The sequence below is a fragment of the Pseudoalteromonas sp. SWN29 genome (genome assembly GCF_015864465.1).
Taxonomy (GTDB): domain Bacteria; phylum Pseudomonadota; class Gammaproteobacteria; order Enterobacterales; family Alteromonadaceae; genus Pseudoalteromonas.
The window spans coordinates 1-19,779 of the sequence record NZ_JADYXE010000015.1; the positions used below are offsets into that span (position 1 = coordinate 1).

Annotated in this window: 20 protein-coding genes and 1 riboswitch; of the genes, 7 read left to right on the top strand and 13 right to left on the bottom strand. The window is 39.3% G+C overall.

Going from position 1 to position 19,779, the window contains the following annotated elements:
- Positions 1–90: 90 nt before the first annotated feature.
- From I6F53_RS07510 to yaaA, 3 genes are all read right to left on the bottom strand, one after another.
- Positions 91–813, bottom strand: coding sequence for a hypothetical protein (locus tag I6F53_RS07510; RefSeq protein ID WP_197239067.1), 723 nt, complete (start codon positions 811–813; stop codon positions 91–93).
- 238 nt (positions 814–1,051) lie between these two features.
- Entirely contained in the window at positions 1,052–2,008 is a 957-nt protein-coding gene (locus tag I6F53_RS07515) for a mechanosensitive ion channel family protein (protein WP_197239068.1), read from the bottom strand.
- Positions 2,009–2,128: 120 nt separating this feature from the next.
- Positions 2,129–2,908 carry a peroxide stress protein YaaA gene (yaaA, locus tag I6F53_RS07520; protein WP_197239069.1) on the bottom strand — a complete coding sequence of 260 codons (780 nt, stop codon included), beginning with the start codon at positions 2,906–2,908 and terminating at the stop codon, positions 2,129–2,131.
- Between the two features lie 225 nt (positions 2,909–3,133).
- On the opposite strand from yaaA, the gene tal reads away from it, so the two are divergent.
- Both tal and I6F53_RS07530 read left to right on the top strand, forming a co-directional pair.
- Positions 3,134–4,084, top strand: a complete 951-nt coding sequence (gene tal / locus I6F53_RS07525; RefSeq protein WP_007583747.1) for a transaldolase — start codon at positions 3,134–3,136, stop codon at positions 4,082–4,084.
- Between the two features lie 224 nt (positions 4,085–4,308).
- Positions 4,309–4,497 (top strand): DUF3545 family protein, encoded by a 189-nt coding sequence (locus I6F53_RS07530; RefSeq protein ID WP_166421303.1) that lies wholly within the window; start codon positions 4,309–4,311, stop codon positions 4,495–4,497.
- 107 nt (positions 4,498–4,604) lie between these two features.
- Here the strand turns inward: I6F53_RS07530 and ung are convergent, their stop codons facing one another.
- The 8 genes from ung to I6F53_RS07570 all read right to left on the bottom strand — a co-directional run bounded on the left by ung (position 4,605) and on the right by I6F53_RS07570 (position 12,348).
- Positions 4,605–5,267: a uracil-DNA glycosylase gene (ung, locus tag I6F53_RS07535; protein ID WP_197239070.1), complete on the bottom strand. Its 663-nt coding sequence runs from the start codon at positions 5,265–5,267 to the stop codon at positions 4,605–4,607.
- Positions 5,264–6,124 carry a cobalamin-binding protein gene (locus tag I6F53_RS07540; protein ID WP_197239071.1) on the bottom strand — a complete coding sequence of 287 codons (861 nt, stop codon included), beginning with the start codon at positions 6,122–6,124 and terminating at the stop codon, positions 5,264–5,266. Before I6F53_RS07540 ends, ung begins: the two co-directional genes overlap by 4 nt.
- Positions 6,124–6,723 (bottom strand): cob(I)yrinic acid a,c-diamide adenosyltransferase, encoded by a 600-nt coding sequence (cobO, locus tag I6F53_RS07545; RefSeq protein WP_197239072.1) that lies wholly within the window; start codon positions 6,721–6,723, stop codon positions 6,124–6,126. The genes I6F53_RS07540 and cobO overlap by 1 nt, the downstream gene beginning before the upstream one ends.
- The gene (locus I6F53_RS07550) at positions 6,716–8,200 is read right to left on the bottom strand and encodes a cobyric acid synthase (protein WP_197239073.1); all 1,485 of its coding nucleotides are present in this window, start codon (positions 8,198–8,200) and stop codon (positions 6,716–6,718) included. The genes cobO and I6F53_RS07550 overlap by 8 nt, the downstream gene beginning before the upstream one ends.
- A 4-nt stretch (positions 8,201–8,204) precedes the next feature.
- Positions 8,205–9,209 carry a FecCD family ABC transporter permease gene (locus I6F53_RS07555; protein WP_197239074.1) on the bottom strand — a complete coding sequence of 335 codons (1,005 nt, stop codon included), beginning with the start codon at positions 9,207–9,209 and terminating at the stop codon, positions 8,205–8,207.
- Position 9,210: 1 nt separating this feature from the next.
- Positions 9,211–10,023, bottom strand: coding sequence for an ABC transporter ATP-binding protein (locus I6F53_RS07560; protein ID WP_197239075.1), 813 nt, complete (start codon positions 10,021–10,023; stop codon positions 9,211–9,213).
- 185 nt (positions 10,024–10,208) lie between these two features.
- Positions 10,209–10,274, bottom strand: a riboswitch (cobalamin riboswitch).
- Positions 10,275–10,376: 102 nt separating this feature from the next.
- Positions 10,377–11,309 carry a porin gene (locus tag I6F53_RS07565; RefSeq protein WP_197177941.1) on the bottom strand — a complete coding sequence of 311 codons (933 nt, stop codon included), beginning with the start codon at positions 11,307–11,309 and terminating at the stop codon, positions 10,377–10,379.
- A 166-nt stretch (positions 11,310–11,475) separates the two neighbouring features.
- A complete protein-coding gene (locus I6F53_RS07570) occupies positions 11,476–12,348 on the bottom strand; it encodes a LysR family transcriptional regulator (protein ID WP_007583736.1) in 873 nt (290 codons plus the stop codon).
- A gap of 91 nt (positions 12,349–12,439) precedes the next feature.
- Between I6F53_RS07570 and I6F53_RS07575 the strand changes: the two genes are divergently transcribed.
- Together I6F53_RS07575 and I6F53_RS07580 are read left to right on the top strand one after the other, a co-directional pair.
- Positions 12,440–12,814: a DUF413 domain-containing protein gene (locus tag I6F53_RS07575; RefSeq protein WP_166421308.1), complete on the top strand. Its 375-nt coding sequence runs from the start codon at positions 12,440–12,442 to the stop codon at positions 12,812–12,814.
- 85 nt (positions 12,815–12,899) lie between these two features.
- Positions 12,900–14,135 (top strand): GGDEF domain-containing response regulator, encoded by a 1,236-nt coding sequence (locus I6F53_RS07580; RefSeq protein ID WP_197239076.1) that lies wholly within the window; start codon positions 12,900–12,902, stop codon positions 14,133–14,135.
- 16 nt (positions 14,136–14,151) lie between these two features.
- On the opposite strand, the gene rarD is transcribed toward I6F53_RS07580, so the two are convergent.
- Together rarD and I6F53_RS07590 are read right to left on the bottom strand one after the other, a co-directional pair.
- Complete coding sequence (gene rarD / locus I6F53_RS07585; protein WP_166421310.1) at positions 14,152–15,069, bottom strand: EamA family transporter RarD; 918 nt, start codon at positions 15,067–15,069, stop codon at positions 14,152–14,154.
- A 51-nt stretch (positions 15,070–15,120) separates the two neighbouring features.
- Positions 15,121–15,576 carry a thioesterase family protein gene (locus I6F53_RS07590; RefSeq protein WP_197177943.1) on the bottom strand — a complete coding sequence of 152 codons (456 nt, stop codon included), beginning with the start codon at positions 15,574–15,576 and terminating at the stop codon, positions 15,121–15,123.
- Positions 15,577–15,777: 201 nt separating this feature from the next.
- Here I6F53_RS07590 and recQ point away from each other — a divergent pair, with 201 nt between their 5' ends.
- The 3 genes from recQ (at position 15,778) to I6F53_RS07605 (ending at position 19,774) form a co-directional block, all read left to right on the top strand.
- Positions 15,778–17,601: a DNA helicase RecQ gene (gene recQ / locus I6F53_RS07595; RefSeq protein ID WP_166421311.1), complete on the top strand. Its 1,824-nt coding sequence runs from the start codon at positions 15,778–15,780 to the stop codon at positions 17,599–17,601.
- A gap of 7 nt (positions 17,602–17,608) precedes the next feature.
- The gene (locus I6F53_RS07600; RefSeq protein ID WP_166421312.1) at positions 17,609–17,893 is read left to right on the top strand and encodes a DUF3630 family protein; all 285 of its coding nucleotides are present in this window, start codon (positions 17,609–17,611) and stop codon (positions 17,891–17,893) included.
- A 171-nt stretch (positions 17,894–18,064) separates the two neighbouring features.
- Positions 18,065–19,774: a ShlB/FhaC/HecB family hemolysin secretion/activation protein gene (locus I6F53_RS07605; protein WP_166421313.1), complete on the top strand. Its 1,710-nt coding sequence runs from the start codon at positions 18,065–18,067 to the stop codon at positions 19,772–19,774.
- Positions 19,775–19,779: the final 5 nt, after the last annotated feature.

Sequence of the window (19,779 nt, forward strand, 5' to 3'; positions counted from 1 at the left end):
TGCATTACTTTTGATAAGACATTCCATGTCGCGTCTGTTAACATTAATCTTGGCATGAGGGTTCGGTGTAACGTTTTTTAGCGAATTCAATTATACCTTATTCTCATGCTGTTTGTTTTTTATACCGCAAAGATCAACACGCCCTAGTTGTTGAATAACATCACTTAATTTAAAACTACTTTTTTGTGAATTAAAACTTTCAACAAAAACTTCTTTAAAACTGCTTACCGTAGAATCTTCATTTAGCTCAAAAGGAAAACCCTTAAGTTCCTTTGTTTTTGGGTTAAACTTATAAACAAAATTGTCACCACTTAAACCCGCTGAAAAAACGTAATGATGATTATCAACCCATCCTGCCGCGCCATGAAATAGAGCAATATTTATTTTATCGTTTTGAGTATGTACGCCGACTTTAACTACATTATTTTTATTGAATGCGGCTTTTGTTATCTCTTTACTGGGGATAAACCAAAACCCTTTTGTATTACCCACAAACACAGCTAAATATTCATTATCAGGTGACCAAGTGATAACGTTACTTTCATAACTTTTTCTAGGGCATAAAACATCATCTGAGCTACAAAACTCTCGTAACTTCTCTTTTTCAATATATGCCGCTTTATTTGGTAAGATTAATGTAGAGGTAAGGTTTTTGTTTTTATCGAGAAAAAGTATTTCAGCGGTATTGTTATCTATATTTAATTTATAACTCACATCATATTTAGCATTATATTCGTTACCTACTGAAATAAAGCTAATAACTAGGCTTGAAAATAAAATTATTTTTGTAAACCATTTAATCTTTAACTTCATTTGTTTGTAATCCTAATATCTAAAAAAATACACCTTGTATAACCAATAATTGCATAATAAATAGATAAAAGGGAAACTTACCTTATAAAAAATACGTTACAAAATCTGCTGAAGAAAATAATTAATGAATAAAGAAAAGTGACTTGAACTAATTAAACAGCGCATTTTTACTCTGTAAAAATGCGCTGTTGGTAAGTAACTATTTCCCAATGCTTTTGCCTAATGAGTTTTAACTAAATTACTCACTTTGGTTTGAATCAGCATCATCACCTCTGCCTTTATTTGATGATTGCTGTCTTATTTTATCGCTGATCATGGCATCGAGTTTTTCGCCGCCTTTAATACCAAAATCTAAAGTGCGAATTGGGAATGGAATGCTAATGTCAGCCTCATCGAGTGCCTGCTTAACGGCAACAACACCTTTGTGGCGTACCGTCATAAAGTCAGGCTCACCTGGGTATTTAATCCAAAACCACACCAGTAAATTAATGCTGCTGTCGCCAAAACCTTCGGCGTATACCGCGGTTTCGTCTTTGCGTATTACAAAGTCGAATTCATTAATTTTTTCGACTATAACGTCTTTTGCTTTTTCTATATCATCGCCATACGAAATACCAACAGGTACTTCTATGCGCCTAACGCCTAAAGTGGTGTAATTTTTTAGTACATTTCTAAATAATACTTTGTTTGGTACTAGTATTAACTGCCCGTAAAAGCTCTCTATTAGCGTGTTTCGCAGGTTTATAGAATGTATTGAACCAAACACGTCATCGGTTTCTATTACGTCACCTGTTTTGAATGGTTTGCGTACACCCATGGCAATACCGGCTATTAAGTTTTCGGTCATATCTTGAAACGCAAAACCAATTGCTAAGCCCACAATACCCGCACCAGCAAGTAGTGAGGTAACTGTGCCTTTTAAGCCAACAAAATCGAGCGCTATAAATAAACCGATACACAAAACAATAACTTTAAATATTGAAGCCATTAAATCGGCAATTTGTTTTGAATCGAGGGAGCTGCGTAATACGTTTTTCATCAGCTTGCCAGCAAAGCGCGCCAATATTGAAAACACAATTGCGATCAGTATCGCAACTATAAAATTAGGGATATGGCTTATTACAACATCAAACCACCCTCCGAGCTTTTCTTCTATTAGTTTTTCGGCTTCGCCTACTGACGGAATGCTGATCATTTTATTTGCACCTATTTAATTAGTGTTCTCATTAATATTAGATGAGATTGCAAATATAACGCCAACATCAAAAAAGCCATGCGATGCATGGCTTTCAAATTTTTATTTAAGCTTATAAACCTAATTTTGTTCGTCGCGCATAAATACGGGCTCAAGCTCTTTTGCTGTTGCCTCAGGGCTAAAATAATAACCCGCCACAGTAAACTCTTTAAGCTGACTTAATTGCGTTATTTTATTTTCGATAATGTAGCGCGCCATCATGCCGCGTGCTTTTTTAGCGTAAAAGCTAATTACTTTGTATTGACCGTTTTTACAGTCTTTAAAGTGTGGGGTAATAATTTGTGCATTTAATGCATTTTTATCTACCGCTTTAAAGTATTCGTTTGAAGCAAGGTTAACTAGGTATTGTGCGTCTTGCGCTTTTAACACGTCGTTTAGTTTATTCGCTATTACGCTGCCCCAAAACTCGTATAAGTTTTTGCCACGTGGGTTTTCAAGCTTGGTGCCCATTTCAAGGCGGTAAGCTTGCATTAAATCAAGTGGTTTTAGTAAGCCATATAAACCCGAAAGGATACGTAAGTGGTTTTGTGCGTAATCAAGCTCACTCGCTTTAAGGGTACCTGCATCTAAACCGCCGTATACATCGCCATTAAAGGCAAGTACGGCTTGTTTAGCATTGCTTTTTGTAAACGGCTGCGCCCACTCGCTAAAGCGTGCTGCGTTAAGCCCTGAGAGCTTATCGCTAATTTTCATTAAACTGCCTATTTGCGCTGGTGTTAGTTCACGGCATACTTTCATGAGCTCTTCGCTGTGCTCTAGTAATTCAGGCTGAGTGAACTTGTCTGTTGCGGGTGGCGTTTCGTAATCAAGATTTTTTGCAGGTGAAATAACAGTGATCATAGTTAGCTATTGACTTGTAATTTATTTAGTGTCAATTTCAACATTAAATGAAACGAAAAGCACGTTTTGTTTAAATAAATCCTCTCTTAATAACCCATGCATTGCCGTTTTTTTATTGATCAGGACATAAGACCTATCAAGCATTGTCACACTGTTGCAGTATGGATTGTATATATTAAGAGTGTTTAGATTATTCTTTTAACTTGCTTGGAATGAGGAAAGCAAATGACTTCAGCTCTACAAAGGCTAAAACAACATTCATCTATCGTGGCCGACACTGGCGATATTGAAGCGATCAAAAAGCATCAACCAGAAGATGCAACAACAAACCCGTCGCTTTTATTAAAAGCGAGCGAGATTGAAGCTTATAAGCCTTATCTAAATAAAGCTTGGAGCTATGCAAAAGAAACCGAGCAAGAGCCTGCTAAACAACTTGAACTAGCATGTGATTACTTTGCCGTATTACTAGGTAAAGAAATTAGCGCTATTGTACCTGGTTATATTTCTACTGAAGTAGATGCACGCCTTTCGTTTAATACGCAAGCTACAATTGATAAAGCACATACTCTACTTAGCCTTTACGAAAAAGAAGGCGTAAGCAAAGACAAAATTTTAATTAAAGTTGCGTCTACATGGGAAGGTATTAAAGCCGCTGAGCAGCTAGAAAAAGAAGGCACTAAATGTAACCTTACTTTATTATTTAGCGATGCCCAAGCCCGCGCGTGTGCCGATGCAAATGTATTTTTAATTTCGCCATTTGTTGGTCGTATTTTAGATTGGCACGTTGCTAACGGTATGGAAAAACCAACCGATCCGCTACAAGATCCAGGTGTTCAGTCTGTACGCAGCATTTTTGAATTTTACAAACGCCATGACTACAAAACAGTTGTGATGGGTGCAAGTTTCCGTAATACAGGCGAAATTATTGCACTTACTGGTTGTGACAAGCTAACTATTAGCCCTAATCTTTTAGAAGATTTAGGTAACTTAGAAGGCGCACAAGAATACTTGCTAGAAAGCGATGTTCCACAAGAGCCAAAACCAGAGCCTTTAACAGAAGCACAGTTCCGTTGGTTACATAACCAAGATGCTATGGCTACTGAAAAACTAGCTGAAGGTATTCGCTCTTTTGCTGATGCACAAGAACAACTGGAAGCACGTTTTAAAGCAATGTAATTTGCTTTAAACATACTTTAAAAAGCGTCGCTATTGCGGCGTTTTTTTATGCCTAAAATACGCTATTCCTTAATATAAATATTGATATCACTTCATACAATCTTCGTATAAACCTTCATCAACTCATCACATCCTCGTAACATTACTGTCACTTTCTTGTTCTATTTTAGCTAGGCCTGTGGTATAGGTATTCTTGAGGTCAATAAAATCAATAGGAGAAGTACATGGATAGCCTAAACGATATATTAGAGATATTAGAAGGACCAGATACAACAAGGAAAACCTCTCAGAAAAATAAAAAAAGAAAATGGCGGGAAATAGAAGCAATAAAAGACAAACACCGCTTACGTAAAGAATTACAGGAATATGATTTTTTTACAGACAGTATTGCGATTGATGAGCTAAATTTTTAATTCAATACGTCCCAACTAAACAAAAAGGCTTTCATTATATGAAAGCCTTTTTTAATGCGCTGAAATTAGCTGTATGAGATAAATTTATTATTCAGAGCCCAGGTTATTTACACCTGCCAGTTAATCGGCTTTTTATCTTGGGCTTGTAATAGCTCATTCGTTTTTGAAAAATGCTGACAACCAAAAAAGCCTCTATGCGCCGAAAGTGGCGATGGGTGCGGCCCTTTTAAAACATGATGGCGAGCGCTGTCTATGCCCTTACCTTTTTTCTGTGCATGTGCGCCCCATAAAATAAAGACTACACCTTCGCAGTGTTCATTAATGTGCGCTATTACGTTATCGGTAAATTGCTCCCACCCTAAATGCTTATGGGAATGCGCTTGCCCTTGCTCAACGGTCAGTACGGTATTAAGTAAAAACACGCCTTGATCTGCCCAACTTTGCAAGTAACCGTGATCAGCAATAGTAAAACCAGTAATGTCGGTAGCTAACTCTTTATACATATTTTTAAGCGACGGTGGCAGTTTTTTAACTTCAGGCAATACCGAAAAACACAAACCATGTGCTTGGCCTTCACCGTGGTATGGGTCTTGCCCTAAAATTACAACGCGAATGTTATTAAGTGCTGTGGCATCAAAAGCGCTAAACACTTGAGGTTCAGGCGGATAAACAGCAACGCCTTCATTGCGGCGATTAGCCACATACTCTAACGTTTGTTGCATATAAGGTTGCTGTAATTCACTTTCTAAAAATGTGGCCCAATCGCTCATTGTGTACTCTTAATCTGTTTACGTGATGCGTCTATTTTATCACACATATCCGCAAGTCCATCTAGCATACGCGGGGTAAACCGATGTAATAAATCGGCATTTACGCTAATAAATTGATCATTTTTAACGGCTGGCACTTCTGGCCACTTTTGCCAATTAACAATCGGTTGTGGTGTTTTTGATTTTTCATCAGGGATAATAATAACTTGTGGCTTAGTAACAATGACATTTTCGATACTAATTTGCGGATAATCTGTAACGCTATCGGCAAATACATTACTTACATGGCATGTTTCAATCAGTTGGCTTATCCACGTATTTTTACCTACTGTCATCATCGGTTCTGACCATAATTGATAAAACGCAGTTACTATTTTTTTGCCCTGCTGCTGTTTTTTAATATTTTGGAGCTTAGTAATAAATGCACTTGCTACTTGCTGGCTTTGCTCAATATTTCCTGTAAATTCACCAAAAGTAAGTAACTCGTCGGCTACACCAGCGATTGTGGTGGGATTACTCAAATACACTTTTATGCCTAAACGTTCTATTTGGGCTAAATCTTCGCTTTGATTTCCGCTTTTCCACGCAATAACTAAGTCGGGTTTAAGCGCCAATACTTTTTCAAGCGAGATGCCGTAATAACCCCCTATGCGCTCAATACTTTGGGCCTCAGCAGGATAGTCGGCGTAATCAACCGTGCCCACAATATTATCGCCCGCCCCTATGGCAAATAGGTTTTCGACTATATGTGGTGCAAGCGCGATTATTCGCAGCTTTTTAGAATCCTCAGTCTGCTCTGCAAGTGCACTGCCCGATAAACTAAAAAGCAGCAGCCCAATAAAAAACGCTCTAAACATTAGTAATCAAACCCTTCAAGCGCTTTTATACCAGAGTCGAATGCGTGTTTTACATTACGCACTTCGCTTACAGTGTCGGCAAGGTCGGTTAAAGTACGGTGCGCTGCACGCCCTGTAATAATAACTGACTGCATTGGTGGGCGGTTATTAAGCGCTGTTATCACTTCATCTAAATCAACGTAGCCGTAGGTCACCATATAAGTAAGCTCATCGAGTAATACTAAATCAATACTGCTATCAGCAAGCATGCGTTTTGACTCTTGCCATGTTGCTTGCGCGGCTGCGGTATCGGCTTCTTTATTTTGCGTATCCCAGGTAAAACCGGTGTTCATTACAACAAACTCAACGCCTGCACCTTGTAATAAATTACGCTCACCACACTCCCACGTGCCTTTAATATATTGGCACACAGCGGCTTTTTTACCATGCCCTACGCAGCGAGCTACAACGCCAAAACCTGAGGTTGATTTACCTTTACCATTACCGGTAATTACCTGAAAAATACCTTTTACATCTTGCGCGGCAGCAACGCGCGCATCTACTTGCTCTTTTACTTTTTGTTGGCGCTGCTGGTGCTTATCGTTGTTTTGTTCAGTCATTATTGTGCCCTTCATAAATCGAGATAATTTGCTGTATATTTAAATGCGTTTCGCACATGGTTGCTAAGCGCTCTAACTGCTGCTCGCGGTGATCGGCAATACTAATAGGGTTAATGGTAGCGCTTGGCTTTACCCATTTTAAAATTTGCGATGTCGCATCGGCTTCATCAAATAAACCATGTAAATAGGTGCCTGCAATAGCATTATCGTCACTAATAAAACCATCAAACGTAAAACCATTCGGGTGGTTTTCGTCAAAGGTTAAAAATGGCTTATTAAGCGCTGCACCTTGGCTAATACCTGCATGTATTTCGTAACCACTACAGAGTGTTTGTTGGTTATTTAAAAGTAGTGTAGCGGTTATTTTGGTTAATACTTTTTGTGCTGTCAGCGTGGTTTCAAAATCGCATAGAGCAAGCCCATTTACTTGCTTTAATGATGATTCAATACCCTCGGGATCGTTGAGCGTATTGCCCAACATTTGCATACCGCCACAAATGCCAAGTACTTTTCCACCATAGCGTAAGTGGCGCTTAATTTGAGTGTCCCAGCCTTCATTTTTCAAAAAATTTAAATCGCCCAGCACATTTTTACTGCCTGGGATAATTATTAGATCAACGTCGGGGATCGTTTGCGTATGGCGCACATAATTTATATTAATGTTTGGGTGCAAACGCAGTGCATCAAAATCGGTATGGTTACTAATATGTGGTACAAGCAACACTGCAATATTAATTGTGGCATTGGTTACGTTATTATCAATTGCAACGGCGTCCTCTGCATCAAGCGCTAGGTCGTGCAAATAAGGTAATACGCCAAGTACGGGTTTATTTGTGTATTCTTCAAGCCAATCAAGTCCGCCTTGCAATAAACTTATATCGCCTCTAAAGCGGTTTATAACAAAGCCTTTTACGCGCGCTTGTTCTGACTCGCTTAACAACGCAAGCGTGCCTACCAAGTGTGCAAATACGCCGCCTTTGTCTATATCGGCAATTATAATGACAGGGCAATCTACCTCTTCGGCGTAACCCATGTTAGCAATATCGTTTTCGCGTAGGTTTATTTCAGCGGGGCTACCTGCCCCTTCAACAAGGAGTAAATCAAAGCGTTTAGCTAAGCGGTTATGTGAGGTAATTACTGCATCCATCGCCACTTTTTTATAGTCGTGATATTTTCCCGCTTCCATATTACTAATGGCTTTTCCATGAATAATAACTTGTGCGCCCGTGTCGCTATTAGGTTTAAGCAATATGGGATTAAAGTCTATTTCGGGCTCTACTTTAGCCGCTATTGCTTGCAAAGCTTGTGCACGACCAATTTCGCCGCCGTCTTTTGTTACAGCGCTATTAAGTGCCATATTTTGTGGTTTAAAAGGTGCCACTTTTACCCCACGCTTAGCAAACACTCTGCAAAGGGCGGCAACTAAGGTGCTTTTACCAGCATCTGATGTAGTGCCTTGCACCATTAATGTTTTCATAGCGTTATACCTTTCGCTTTCTAAAAAACAATAAACTTAAAAAGAACACGCTACCAATAGCAGCAGTAATAACGCCTACGGGCAGCTCTTGGTTTTTTAGCAAGGAGCGCGAAAGTACATCAACCCACACCATAAATGTACCGCCCACTAAGCTGGTTACTAGCAATCCCGCGATGGTGCCTTGGGATATAAAAAAGCGCACAATATGCGGCACCATTAAACCTACAAACCCAATACCACCACACATAGCCACCAGCACAGCGGTAATTAATGAGCTCAAAACCAGCATAAGTATTCTAAAGCGCTGCACCCTAACACCTAATGTAATTGCGCTTTCATCGCCAAGTAACATCGCATTGAGTTGCCTTCTAAAGCTCAGCATTACAAACGTACACAATGTGATTACCAATAAAGGCAACCAAAGCGTAGCCCACTGTGCACGAGCAAAGCTGCCCAGTGTCCAAAATAAAATAGCAGCTACCGCCTGAGGATCGCTCCAATAAAGTAACAAACTAGTAAAAGCACTAAATAAAAATGACAGCGCAACACCTGCTAATAACATTGATTCTACCTGTCCACTTTGCTGCCTGCCTGCTATGAGTATTAATAAGCTCATAGCGAGTAAGCTACCTAACAGTGCCGCTGCCGATAACATAAAGCCTGCGCTAATACTGGCAAATGCCATAAGTAACACCACCCCAAAAGAGGCACCCGACGATATACCAAATAAGTAAGGATCGGCTAAAGGGTTACGCGTTACTGTTTGTAAAATAAGCCCCGCAATGGCTAAACCAGAGCCCGCTAAAAAGGCAAGTAACGTGCGTGGCATTCTTAGCTCGTAAATAATTCGCGTATTAAAAGACGCATCATTTGAGAGTAAAAAACTATTTAATACGTCTTGAAGTGAGGTCTCTGCTGCGCCAAAACTAAGTGCAGCAAATAAGCTAAATAAAGCAGCTGCAATACTTATACATAGTGCAAGTGAGTGACGAGTATTAACTGCGCTCATATTATTCATAACCATAAAAGTAAGTAATGTGAGGAATGCTACTTCCCGATTTAGATAACTGCGGGTGGCTATTTACTTGGGCGCAGACACCAAAAACATCACCTAGCATCTTTTCAGTTAATACCTCAGTTGGCGTGCCTGTATGCGTAATTTCGCCGTTTTTAATAACGACTAGTTCATCGCACATTGCAGCGGCTAGGTTTAAGTCATGAAACGATGCAAACACAGTAACACCCAACGATTTAGCCAGCTCCATAACTTGTATTTGGTATTTAACATCTAAATGGCTGGTTGGTTCGTCCATAATTAATAGTTGAGGTTGCTGGACTATCGCACGAGCTATCAAGGCACGTTGCTTTTCACCGCCTGAGAGCGATTCGAAACTTTGATTACTGTGTTGTTCAAGCCCTACAGTATTTATTGCTTGAGTAATTTTTTGTTTATCGCTGCTGGTTACTGAACTAAATAGCGATTTATGCGGAGTAAGCCCAAGTGCAATAACATCAAATACGCTCAAGTTAAATTGCGAAGGGGTTTCTTGTAAAACAACCGCTACTTTTTTTGCGTACTCATCACTTTTTAATTGCCAAATATCGTGGTTATTAAAAGTAATCTGCCCTGATGTTGGCCGGTTAAAACGATATAAGCAACGCAGCAAACTCGACTTACCCGCCCCATTTGGGCCTATTAAACCCACAAACTTACCTGGCGATATTTGCAAATTAATATCATTTAAAATGCTTTTGTTGGCAATCCCCCACGAAACATTTTTAACGTTAAGTAAAGGCGTGTTTAGCGCTGATTTAGTGTGCAACAGTGAGTCCTTGGTAGGCGTGTACTCACTAACAATACAACTAACAATAACTAGTGCATTAATAAAAATGAGTAAACCCGCTCGTTAAAAAATTATACCAATCTACTTAGATATAGAACTTATTAAGCGATAAATTTAATTCGTTAAATTGTTCAAATATTTATGCTGATTTGTATTGCTCATTTGTATCTGACTTAAAGCGTTGTACTAATTACAGTTACGGGAATAGTTGAGGATTTGCACCTCATTCCAAATGAGGGTCTATTATGGGCGGGTAAATAATTTAAAGCAAAAAAACCGCGCTCAAAGGAGCGCGGTTAAAAAGGGAGTGTTCTAACTAATTAGACTAGTCGTTAAAACTTGTATTCCATACCTAAGCCTACGTAATCTTGGTCAACGTTGTTGTCCATGTCGAAGCTTGAGTAAAAACCAAATACCTTAATGTTTTTATTTAATTTGTGATCAATACCAACTGAAATTGCTGACTTATCATCACTGTCGTCAAAATCCATATCTTGGTATTGCACTTTAAATGTGTTGTTACCCATGCTGTATGCTGCATTTAATAAGTAACCGTCAGCTTCTGCGCTGCCGTCTACCTTTTCTTGTGTTTGGTACATTGCACCTAACTTAAAGTTTTCAACTTTACCTTGGATTGAAGCACGTACTACATCGTAGCCATTTACTTCGCTATCGGCTGCAATAGAGGCGTATACCGCGCTCTTTTTAAGTGCAACGTCGCCGTAAGTAACCGCCATTGAGTAACCGTTATCAGCGTCTACATCGTCTTCAGCTACAAAAGTAGCAAGTACTTTAAAGCCTTCGTATGAGTTTGATGAGTAGCTAACAGTGTTTCCTAAACGGTTTTCACCTTTAAATACATTTTTAATATCGCCTTCAAGGTCGTTAAATAAATCTAACTTACCTTGAGATTGCTTAAGCGCAGTATCGTTACGACCAATTACAACTTGGCCAAATGCACCTTTTAAACCAACATATTGATTACGCGCAGAGATATTGTCGTCGTTATCGCCTTTTGAATCAGCATCAGACACGTCAACTTGAAATTCGAACTTATAAACGGCTTCTAAACTCTCATTTATTTTTTCAGAACCTTTAACACCAAGACGAGATGCATTACTTTTAATCTCAGTAAAAGACCCTTCGCCATCGTCAGACGATTGCACTGTTACATTCGCTTTACCGTAAATATCTACGTCGGCAAGTGCATTAAAAGATAAGCCACTTAATAGTGCTAAGCATAAGCTCGATTTTACAAATTTCATGTTATTTCCTTGGATAATCACAAAAGACTAATTTTTAAAACAGCTGCATTTTGTCATTGATAAATGACAGTAATATTACAACCGAAATATTTTTGTCTTTTTAAATTAATAAAAATGCATTAAATGTGAAATCTAAATAACATGAAAATTTAATAAACGGCCGTACTTACTTATCTTGCTTTAATGACAAGCTTGGCGTCATTTGCGAAAGTAAATTAACTAAGGTTTCTATTAGCTCTTTTTGCTCGTTGTCTCTGTGATACGCAATAAATACGTCTCGCGAGGTATTTTCTACCCCTTTAACATGAAACAGCTCACCTTTTTCTAAATGCCCTTCTACCAAAACTTGCGGTATAAATGCACTACCGCCACATTGCAGTATTAAATCAAGCGCAATACGTCCTGTGCTGGTTCTAAAGTAAGGAGGCGTTTTACCGGTAAATTGGCGCGCATGCCAAAGTGAAAAAGTGGTTCCCCAATCAACATACACATATTGATTATCAAAAAAGTTTTCGTTGGTAGCCGTGTCGTATCCGCTTACTGGAATAATGGGTAACTCACAAATACGCTCTACTACGAGTTCATCTACTTTTGGTGGATCAAATAATATAGCCAAATCGAGAGTGCGCTCTAATAAAAGCCGTGTGCTTTCTTGCTGTGCTTTAACTTCTGCAACCAACGACACGCCCGGCATTGCCGATACAATATTTGTTATACCAAACTGTAAAAAAGCATCCCAAATATTAGGCGTTCCTGCTAAGCTAATTTGCTTATGCATATTATCGGCAAGTGCAACATCTACTTTGGCGCGCTGCATACCTGTAATAATCATTTGAGCGTGAGGTAATAAACGCTCCCCCGGTGCGGTAAGTTGAATATTATTGCGCTGGCGAATAAACAAATTAACCCCAAGCCCTTGCTCTAATTGGCGAATTCTAAAGCTCACTGCAGACTGCGTAATATAAAGGTTTTCGGCCGCTTTACCAAAGTGACGCGTACGCACTACTTCAACAAATGTTTTTAATAAATCGATATCCAATTTTTTATCCTCACGATAAAAATAATTTGTTTAATAAATTGCCAAACTTGCATCATACTCCAGCTAATTAATAGGGTATGAGGATAAAGCTATGAGCAATAACATTTCATTACTACGCCAAGCATTTGTTAGCCAACGTCAATTTTATGATGATCAGAATTTTCCACGTGGTTTTGGCCGCAGCGGAAACTTCACCTTATTAGAAGCCAGTATATTAGAACAACACGGTGTTGTTTTAAGAGGCTTATATAGCAAAACAATTGAGCCGCAAAACGAACATCAAGAACAGTTTGTAGCAGTAGTCACTGGCTCACAAGAACCGACTAACCCAATTGAACGTGCTTGGGTAAAATATTTAAAGCTAACGACCTGCAAAAGTAAGTTTCATACCTTGTTTGGCCGCTCAAAAATGTCAGGACCAGCACCAATTAGCCAAGAGTATTATTCAGAAGCTGATAACCTGTAAGTACTTAAGTTATTTGCTTTTTTGCGTTTTAACAGTTACAACTTATATAAGCAAATCATTTTGCAAAATATAAACAAGGTGTTACGTGACGCGAAAAATACTAATAGTTGAAGATACACCTGCAATGGCGCGAGTGCAAAAGCATATCGCGCTTAAAGCAGGGTATGCAGTTGATATAGCAGAGTCATTAGCACAAACAAAAGAACTAATAAGTAAAAACAGTTACTTTTGCGCTGTAGTCGATTTTATTTTACCAGATGCCCCGTCTGGCGAGGCAGTACCTTGCACTGTAAATGCTGACATTCCAACGATTGTAATGACAGGTAATATTGATAAAAAAACTCGCGATACAGTAGAAAAATATCCAATCATCGATTACATCATTAAAGAAAACAAACAAGCTTACCAATATTTAGAAAAGCAATTACTGAGACTAACTCGCAACGAAAATGTAAAAGTACTCGTTGTTGACGATCTAGCCTCTACACGAAGTTATATATGTAATTTACTTGCACGCCATAAATATCAAATATTACAAGCAGAAGATGGAAAAGAAGCACTTGCGATGCTTGAAGCTGCTCCTGACATCTCGGTTATTATCACTGATAATGAAATGCCAAATATGAACGGTGATGAATTGTGTACCGAAATTCGCCGTTTATATAATAACGATGAAAAAGTGATTATAGGTATTTCAGCCGCAGACTCGTCTGATTTATCAACTTTGTTTTTAAAAAATGGCGCAAACGATTACCTGCATAAACCTTTTAATAATGAAGAGTTTTATTGCAGACTTAGCCAAAACGTCGATATGTTAGAACTTATGGCCACCATAAAACGACAGGCTAATACTGATTACCTTACTAATTTACCAAACCGCCGTTACTTTTTCGAAAAAGCTGAAAAGTCACTAAAGAAAATTAAACGTGCTAAAGGTGATGGTGCTTTAGCGATGCTTGATATTGATCACTTTAAAGCGATTAACGACACATACGGACACGATGTAGGCGACGAAGTATTAAAAGGACTATCAATCTGTTTTAGTAAGTATTTTGAAAAACATTTAGTTGCACGTTTAGGCGGAGAAGAATTTGCGGTTTATTTTGCAGATGCTGATAAGCAAGAATCCTTAAAAAGGCTTGAAGGCTTTAGGTATTTTATAGAAGCGAATAGCCAAGAGTTTAGTAAAGAAAAAATCAAGTTTACTATATCTATTGGTTTTGCAGATGGGCCTGTTTATCAAATTGATGAATTATTAAAACAGGCCGATTTGAAGCTTTACGACGCTAAAGAATCTGGTCGTAATAAAGTAGTTAGTTGACCATTCTATTAGTTAATCATACTTCTGCGGCTGTAATAGCCGCTTTTTTACGTTTGCGTGATTGATGATAAGAGTCCCAACTAAAAATAGCCAGTGCACTCCAAATACATGCAAACGTAACTAATCTCTCAGCGTCAAATACTTCCCCGTAAAACACCACTGCCAATATAAACATTAGGCTTGGCCCAATGTACTGAAAAAAGCCCAGTGTAGTGTACTGCAAGCGTTTGGCGGCTCCGGTAAAACACAACAACGGTAGTGTAGTGACAATGCCTGCACTTATAAGTAGTGCATTAGTATGCCAATCGTTAGCTGGCAGGCTTGATGTTGGTGTAGGCACCATTAACCACCAATAAATTAGTGCCACAGGCAGCAATATAAGTGCTTCTAGCAAAATACCCGGTAAGGCTTCAACCGGTAACTTTTTACGTAATAAACCATAAAGTGCAAACGATATAGCCAGTGAAAATGCCACTACCGGAAACGAGCCAAAACTAATTAGCTGCAGTACAACACCACTAAAGGCAAGTGCTACTGCTACGCCTTGAAACTTACGTAAGCGTTCGCCTAAAAAGAGCATACCCAGCAATACATTTAAAAGAGGGTTTATGTAGTATCCCAAACTTGCATCAAGTATGTGGTTATTATTTATAGCCCATATAAATAAACCCCAGTTAAAGCCAAGCAGTGCAGAGGTAATAACAAGCATAAGCAAAAGCTTAGGCTGAACAATGATGCGTTTAACTTTATCCCAATACTTTAAAACACTCACTACCAGTACTAAAAATACAACCGACCAAACAACCCGATGCATTAAAATCTCAAAGGCAGTAACATGCTGAATTAACTTAAAATATATTGGCGCAAGGCCCCACATTAAAAAAGCAAGACAAGCAAAAATAGCACCTTTACGCTGCTCGGTATCAATCGACATAATAAACACTTAATGATTTAAAAGGCCGACAGTTTACTTGCCGTAGGTGTTTTATCCAACTAAATACGTGCCAGTCCCAAAAGCAATTTGAACAGACTGTTCGTTATGTAATTCCATTCTGCACACGCAGACTTTATTACCTGAGCGAATAAGTGTGGCGCTCGCTATAAAGCTCTCTCCTTTTCCTGGGCGCAAATAATCGGTTCGTAAATCAATAGTGCCAAGGGTTGCTAGCTTTTGCTGTACACTCTTAATGTCTATATCGGTTAATTTATCAATTACACTCGCTGCCGCGAGCATGCCTCCTACGTTGTCGAGAACGGCTGAAATAATGCCACCGTGTAATATTTTTTGCGCAGGGTTTCCTATAAATACATCTTGCCAAGGAAAACTTATTTTTGCTTGCTCTGGAGTAAGTGACTCAACCGAGATATTTAAAAACTGATTAAAGGGCATACCATTTACAAACAATGCGCCGACTTGTTCAATTAACATTTCTTTATTCATTATTATTCTCTATGCTTATACTGGTACGATGAGTAAAGCATAACTTGAGCCAAACTACGAGACTCTCGTTAAGTATTTACAACAGGCCTGATATTAAAAAGCTATCTCAACACTAGCAGAGTTAAATTTACTTACAATAGGGGTAAGGTTAAGTAACTCAGCTAAAGACATCTCACTAAAAAACCACTAAAATACCCGCCAATGAATACATCAACTCCTTCTTCGAGCACACTAGTGCGTAAACCCGAAACTGTCCTCAAACAAGTGTTTGGCTACAGTGAATTTCGCGACGGTCAAAAAGCAGTTATTGATGCTGCTATTAATGGCCAAGACTCACTGGTATTACTACCCACCGGTGGCGGAAAATCGGTGTGCTACCAAATTCCTGCTTTAGTGCTTGAAGGTGTAACTATTGTTATATCTCCGCTTATATCGCTAATGCAAGATCAGGTAACGCAACTGCAAGCACTTGGAGTAAAAGCCGCTTACGTTAATAACAGCTTAGCGCGAGAAGAGCAGCAATTGGTGTATCAACAGCTTCATCAGGGGCAAATTAAGCTTTTATATGTAGCACCTGAAAAAGTATTACAACGCGAGTTTTTAGAGCGTTTGTCGCATTTAAATGTGAGTTTATTTGCAATAGACGAGGCGCACTGTGTATCGCATTGGGGTCACGACTTTAGACCGCACTACTTCCGCTTAAACGAATTAAAGCAGCGCTTTGCACATGTTCCTATGATGGCGCTGACTGCAACTGCCGATAAAGCCACCCGTTTTGATATAGTTGAGCAACTAAAACTACAACAGCCTTATATTCATACTGGCAGCTTTGATCGACCTAATATTCGCTACACCATAGAAGAAAAGTTTAAACCTATGGTGCAATTGCTTCGCTACTTAAAAGAGCAAAAAAGCCAAAGCGGTATTATTTATTGTACCAGCCGTAAACGTGTAGACGACATTGCCGAAAAATTGGCTGATGCAGGGCTAAACGCCGCCGCTTACCATGCTGGTATGAGTAACGAGCAACGACAATTTGTACAAACTGGTTTTGCCCGTGACGATATACAAATAGTGGTCGCAACCGTTGCCTTTGGTATGGGTATAAACAAGCCTAACGTGCGTTTTGTACTGCATTACGATATTCCAAAAAGTATAGAGTCGTACTATCAAGAAACGGGGCGTGCTGGGCGAGATGGACTTGCCGCAGAAGCCATAATGTACTTTGATCCAGCTGATATTGGCCGTGTAAGACGCTTTTTTGAAGACATAGACGACGAACAACGCCGCCGCGTAGAAGAGCAACGCTTTAACGCCATGGCAAGTTTTGCTGAAGCGCAAACATGTCGTAGGCAAATATTACTTAATTACTTTAGTGAGTATCAACGTGAGCCTTGCGGCAACTGCGATATTTGCTTAAATCCGCCAAAAAGCTTTGACGGTACATTGGTTGCCCAACAGGCACTTTCGTGCGTGTATAGAGCTGACCAGCGCTTTGGTCTTGGGTACATTGTTGAATTACTACGTGGTGCAAATACTAGCCGCATACGCGATAACAATCATCATGAGCTAAGCACTTACGGCATAGGTAAAGATAAAAGCAGTGAATTTTGGCTTAGTATTTTACGCCAGCTTATTCATCAAGGCTTACTTAGCCAAGATATTACGCAAGGTGCGTCACTCAGATTAACAGAAGCCGCGCGTGCCATTTTAAAAGGTGAGTACGCACTGCAGTTAGCCGAGCCACGCCTGCAAGCCAAACACGTTTATCAAGATAAGTTAGCGCAATTTAATTACGACAAAAAATTGTTTGCTCGCCTACGCGCACTACGTAAAGAGCTTGCTGATGCCGACGATGTACCACCTTATGTTGTATTTAATGATAAAACGTTAGCCGAAATGGCGCAGCTTATGCCAACAAACGACAGTGAGTTTTTAAAAGTGTCGGGTGTCGGTTTTACTAAGTTAAATAAGTACGGCGGCGAATTTTTAACTGCAATTCGCAATTACCTAGCTACAAATTAAGAATGTTATGACCCAAATAGAATATGACCACGCCCATAAATACATTTTAATTACACCAGTCGAGCCTCCACACGATGAAGACTTTGAGCTGTGGAGCACACTCTTTTTACACTCAGATGACGTAACCATCAACGAATACTCTGCAGGCGCTGATCGCCATCAAGTTCGTTTTACCTATAATCAGCTGACCTTTAATTTAAACTATGAGCATTACAGCCAAAGTATTTGGATTAATGCCGAAGGCCATGAAGCTGAGCACTTATTAGCCGCTTTAGCATTTTATTTAAGCTAGCTTTTAATGCCCAGCGCACAGGCGGCTCTAAACCAAGCTGGTTATTAACATAAGTGAATATGAGTAACAATTAATTAGTTTCAAAATCCATACCTTTTACTTACATTATAATAACAATGATGTAAGCTGATATTACGATAGTCATTTGCTACGTAGCAGTAAAGAGGTTTAATGGTGAACAAGAAATGGATAGCACAATGTTGTATTAGCTTAACGGTTTTAAGCTTTTATGTGCCTAATGCATTCGCACAACAATCTTCAACGAAAACTGATAACTGCCTTGTAGAACAGACAGATTTAAGCACAAATAAAAACTTACGCCGAGAAGTTCAAGACAAAACAACCCTCTCGCACAGTAGCAATAACGCTAAAATAGCCTCAATAAAGCTCAAGCAACTTAATGTATTTAATACTGAGCTTGAAGAGGAAAATAATGCCCTATTCCGATTTGCTAATCGTGCACATATTCAAACAGAGCCCGATGTAATAAATAACCTTTTATTATTCTCCCCTGGTGACAAGTACGATGCTAAAAAACTTGCCGAGTCTGAGCGTTTACTTCGTAAAGAAAGTTACTTATATGATGCCCAAATTAGTGCAACCGAAAACTGCGACGGCGACGTTAACGTAGAGGTGGTTACCCGCGATTTATGGACACTTTTACCTGAAGTAAACTTTAGCCGTAGCGGCGGAGAAAACAAATCGAGTATAGGTTTTAGAGAGTCGAACTTGCTTGGTTGGGGTAAGCGTCTTTCTTTATCTCGTACGACCGACAGTGACAGAAGCGGCTACTTATTTGTTTACGACGATCCTAATATTTTATCTACACGTTACCGAGGTCGATTAGAATACGCTGATAACAGCGACGGTAAGCGCCATTTGCTTGAGCTAACCTACCCATTTTTTGCGATAGACACTCCTTTTAGTTACGGTATTTTAAGCTATTCTGAGCAGCGCGAAGAGTCGCTATATAAACGCGGCGAAGAGTTTAGTGAATTTGAGCAAACTACCGATTTAAACCGTGCATTTATCGGGCACTCTAAAGCGCTTAATAATAATTGGACCCAGCGCTTAACCTTAGGCTATACCGACGAGCAACATACCTTTGAAGCGATAGACACGACCTTTGCACCACTTGCCGATGACAGAAGCTTAAGCTACCCCTTTATAAGCGGCCATTGGTTTGAAGATAACTACATAAAAGTACGAAACTTTGACAGCATATCTCGCACAGAAGATTTAAATTTAGGCTGGAATATTAAAAGCTTAATTGGTTATTCAGACGAGTCATTAAGTAATGACGATAGCCGCGCGGTGTATTCATTTAACTTTAAAAAAGCGCACTTTACCACCGATAGAACATTGTGGCGCTTTAGTGCTGATATTGATGGCTATTGGAATAAAGAACAGAAAAAGCTCGAAAACTTTATGGCCACCAGCCAAGTACAATATTATTTAAATACCAGTGAAGACCAATCTTGGTATGTAAAAGCCAGAGTCCAATATGCTAAAAATTTAACCGCCGATAAGCAGCTTACTTTAGGCGGCGAAACTGGCCTGCGTGGTTACCCTATGGATTATCAACATGGCGACCGTAGTTTTTTAGTTAATCTAGAAAAACGTTATTACTGGGAGTACGATTTACTGCAACTATTTAAAGTGGGTGGAGCCGCTTTTGTGGACGTAGGCCGAGCATGGTTTAACGATGAAAATAATGGCGAAAACGCACATGTATTAAAAAATGTAGGTGTTGGTCTTCGTTTAGCACCGAGTCGTGCAAACTCAGGCACTATGATTCACATTGATATTGCAGCCCCCATTGATAGCTACGACGATGTGGACTCAGTACAGTGGTTAGTGAGCGTTAAAAACACTTTTTAAATAAT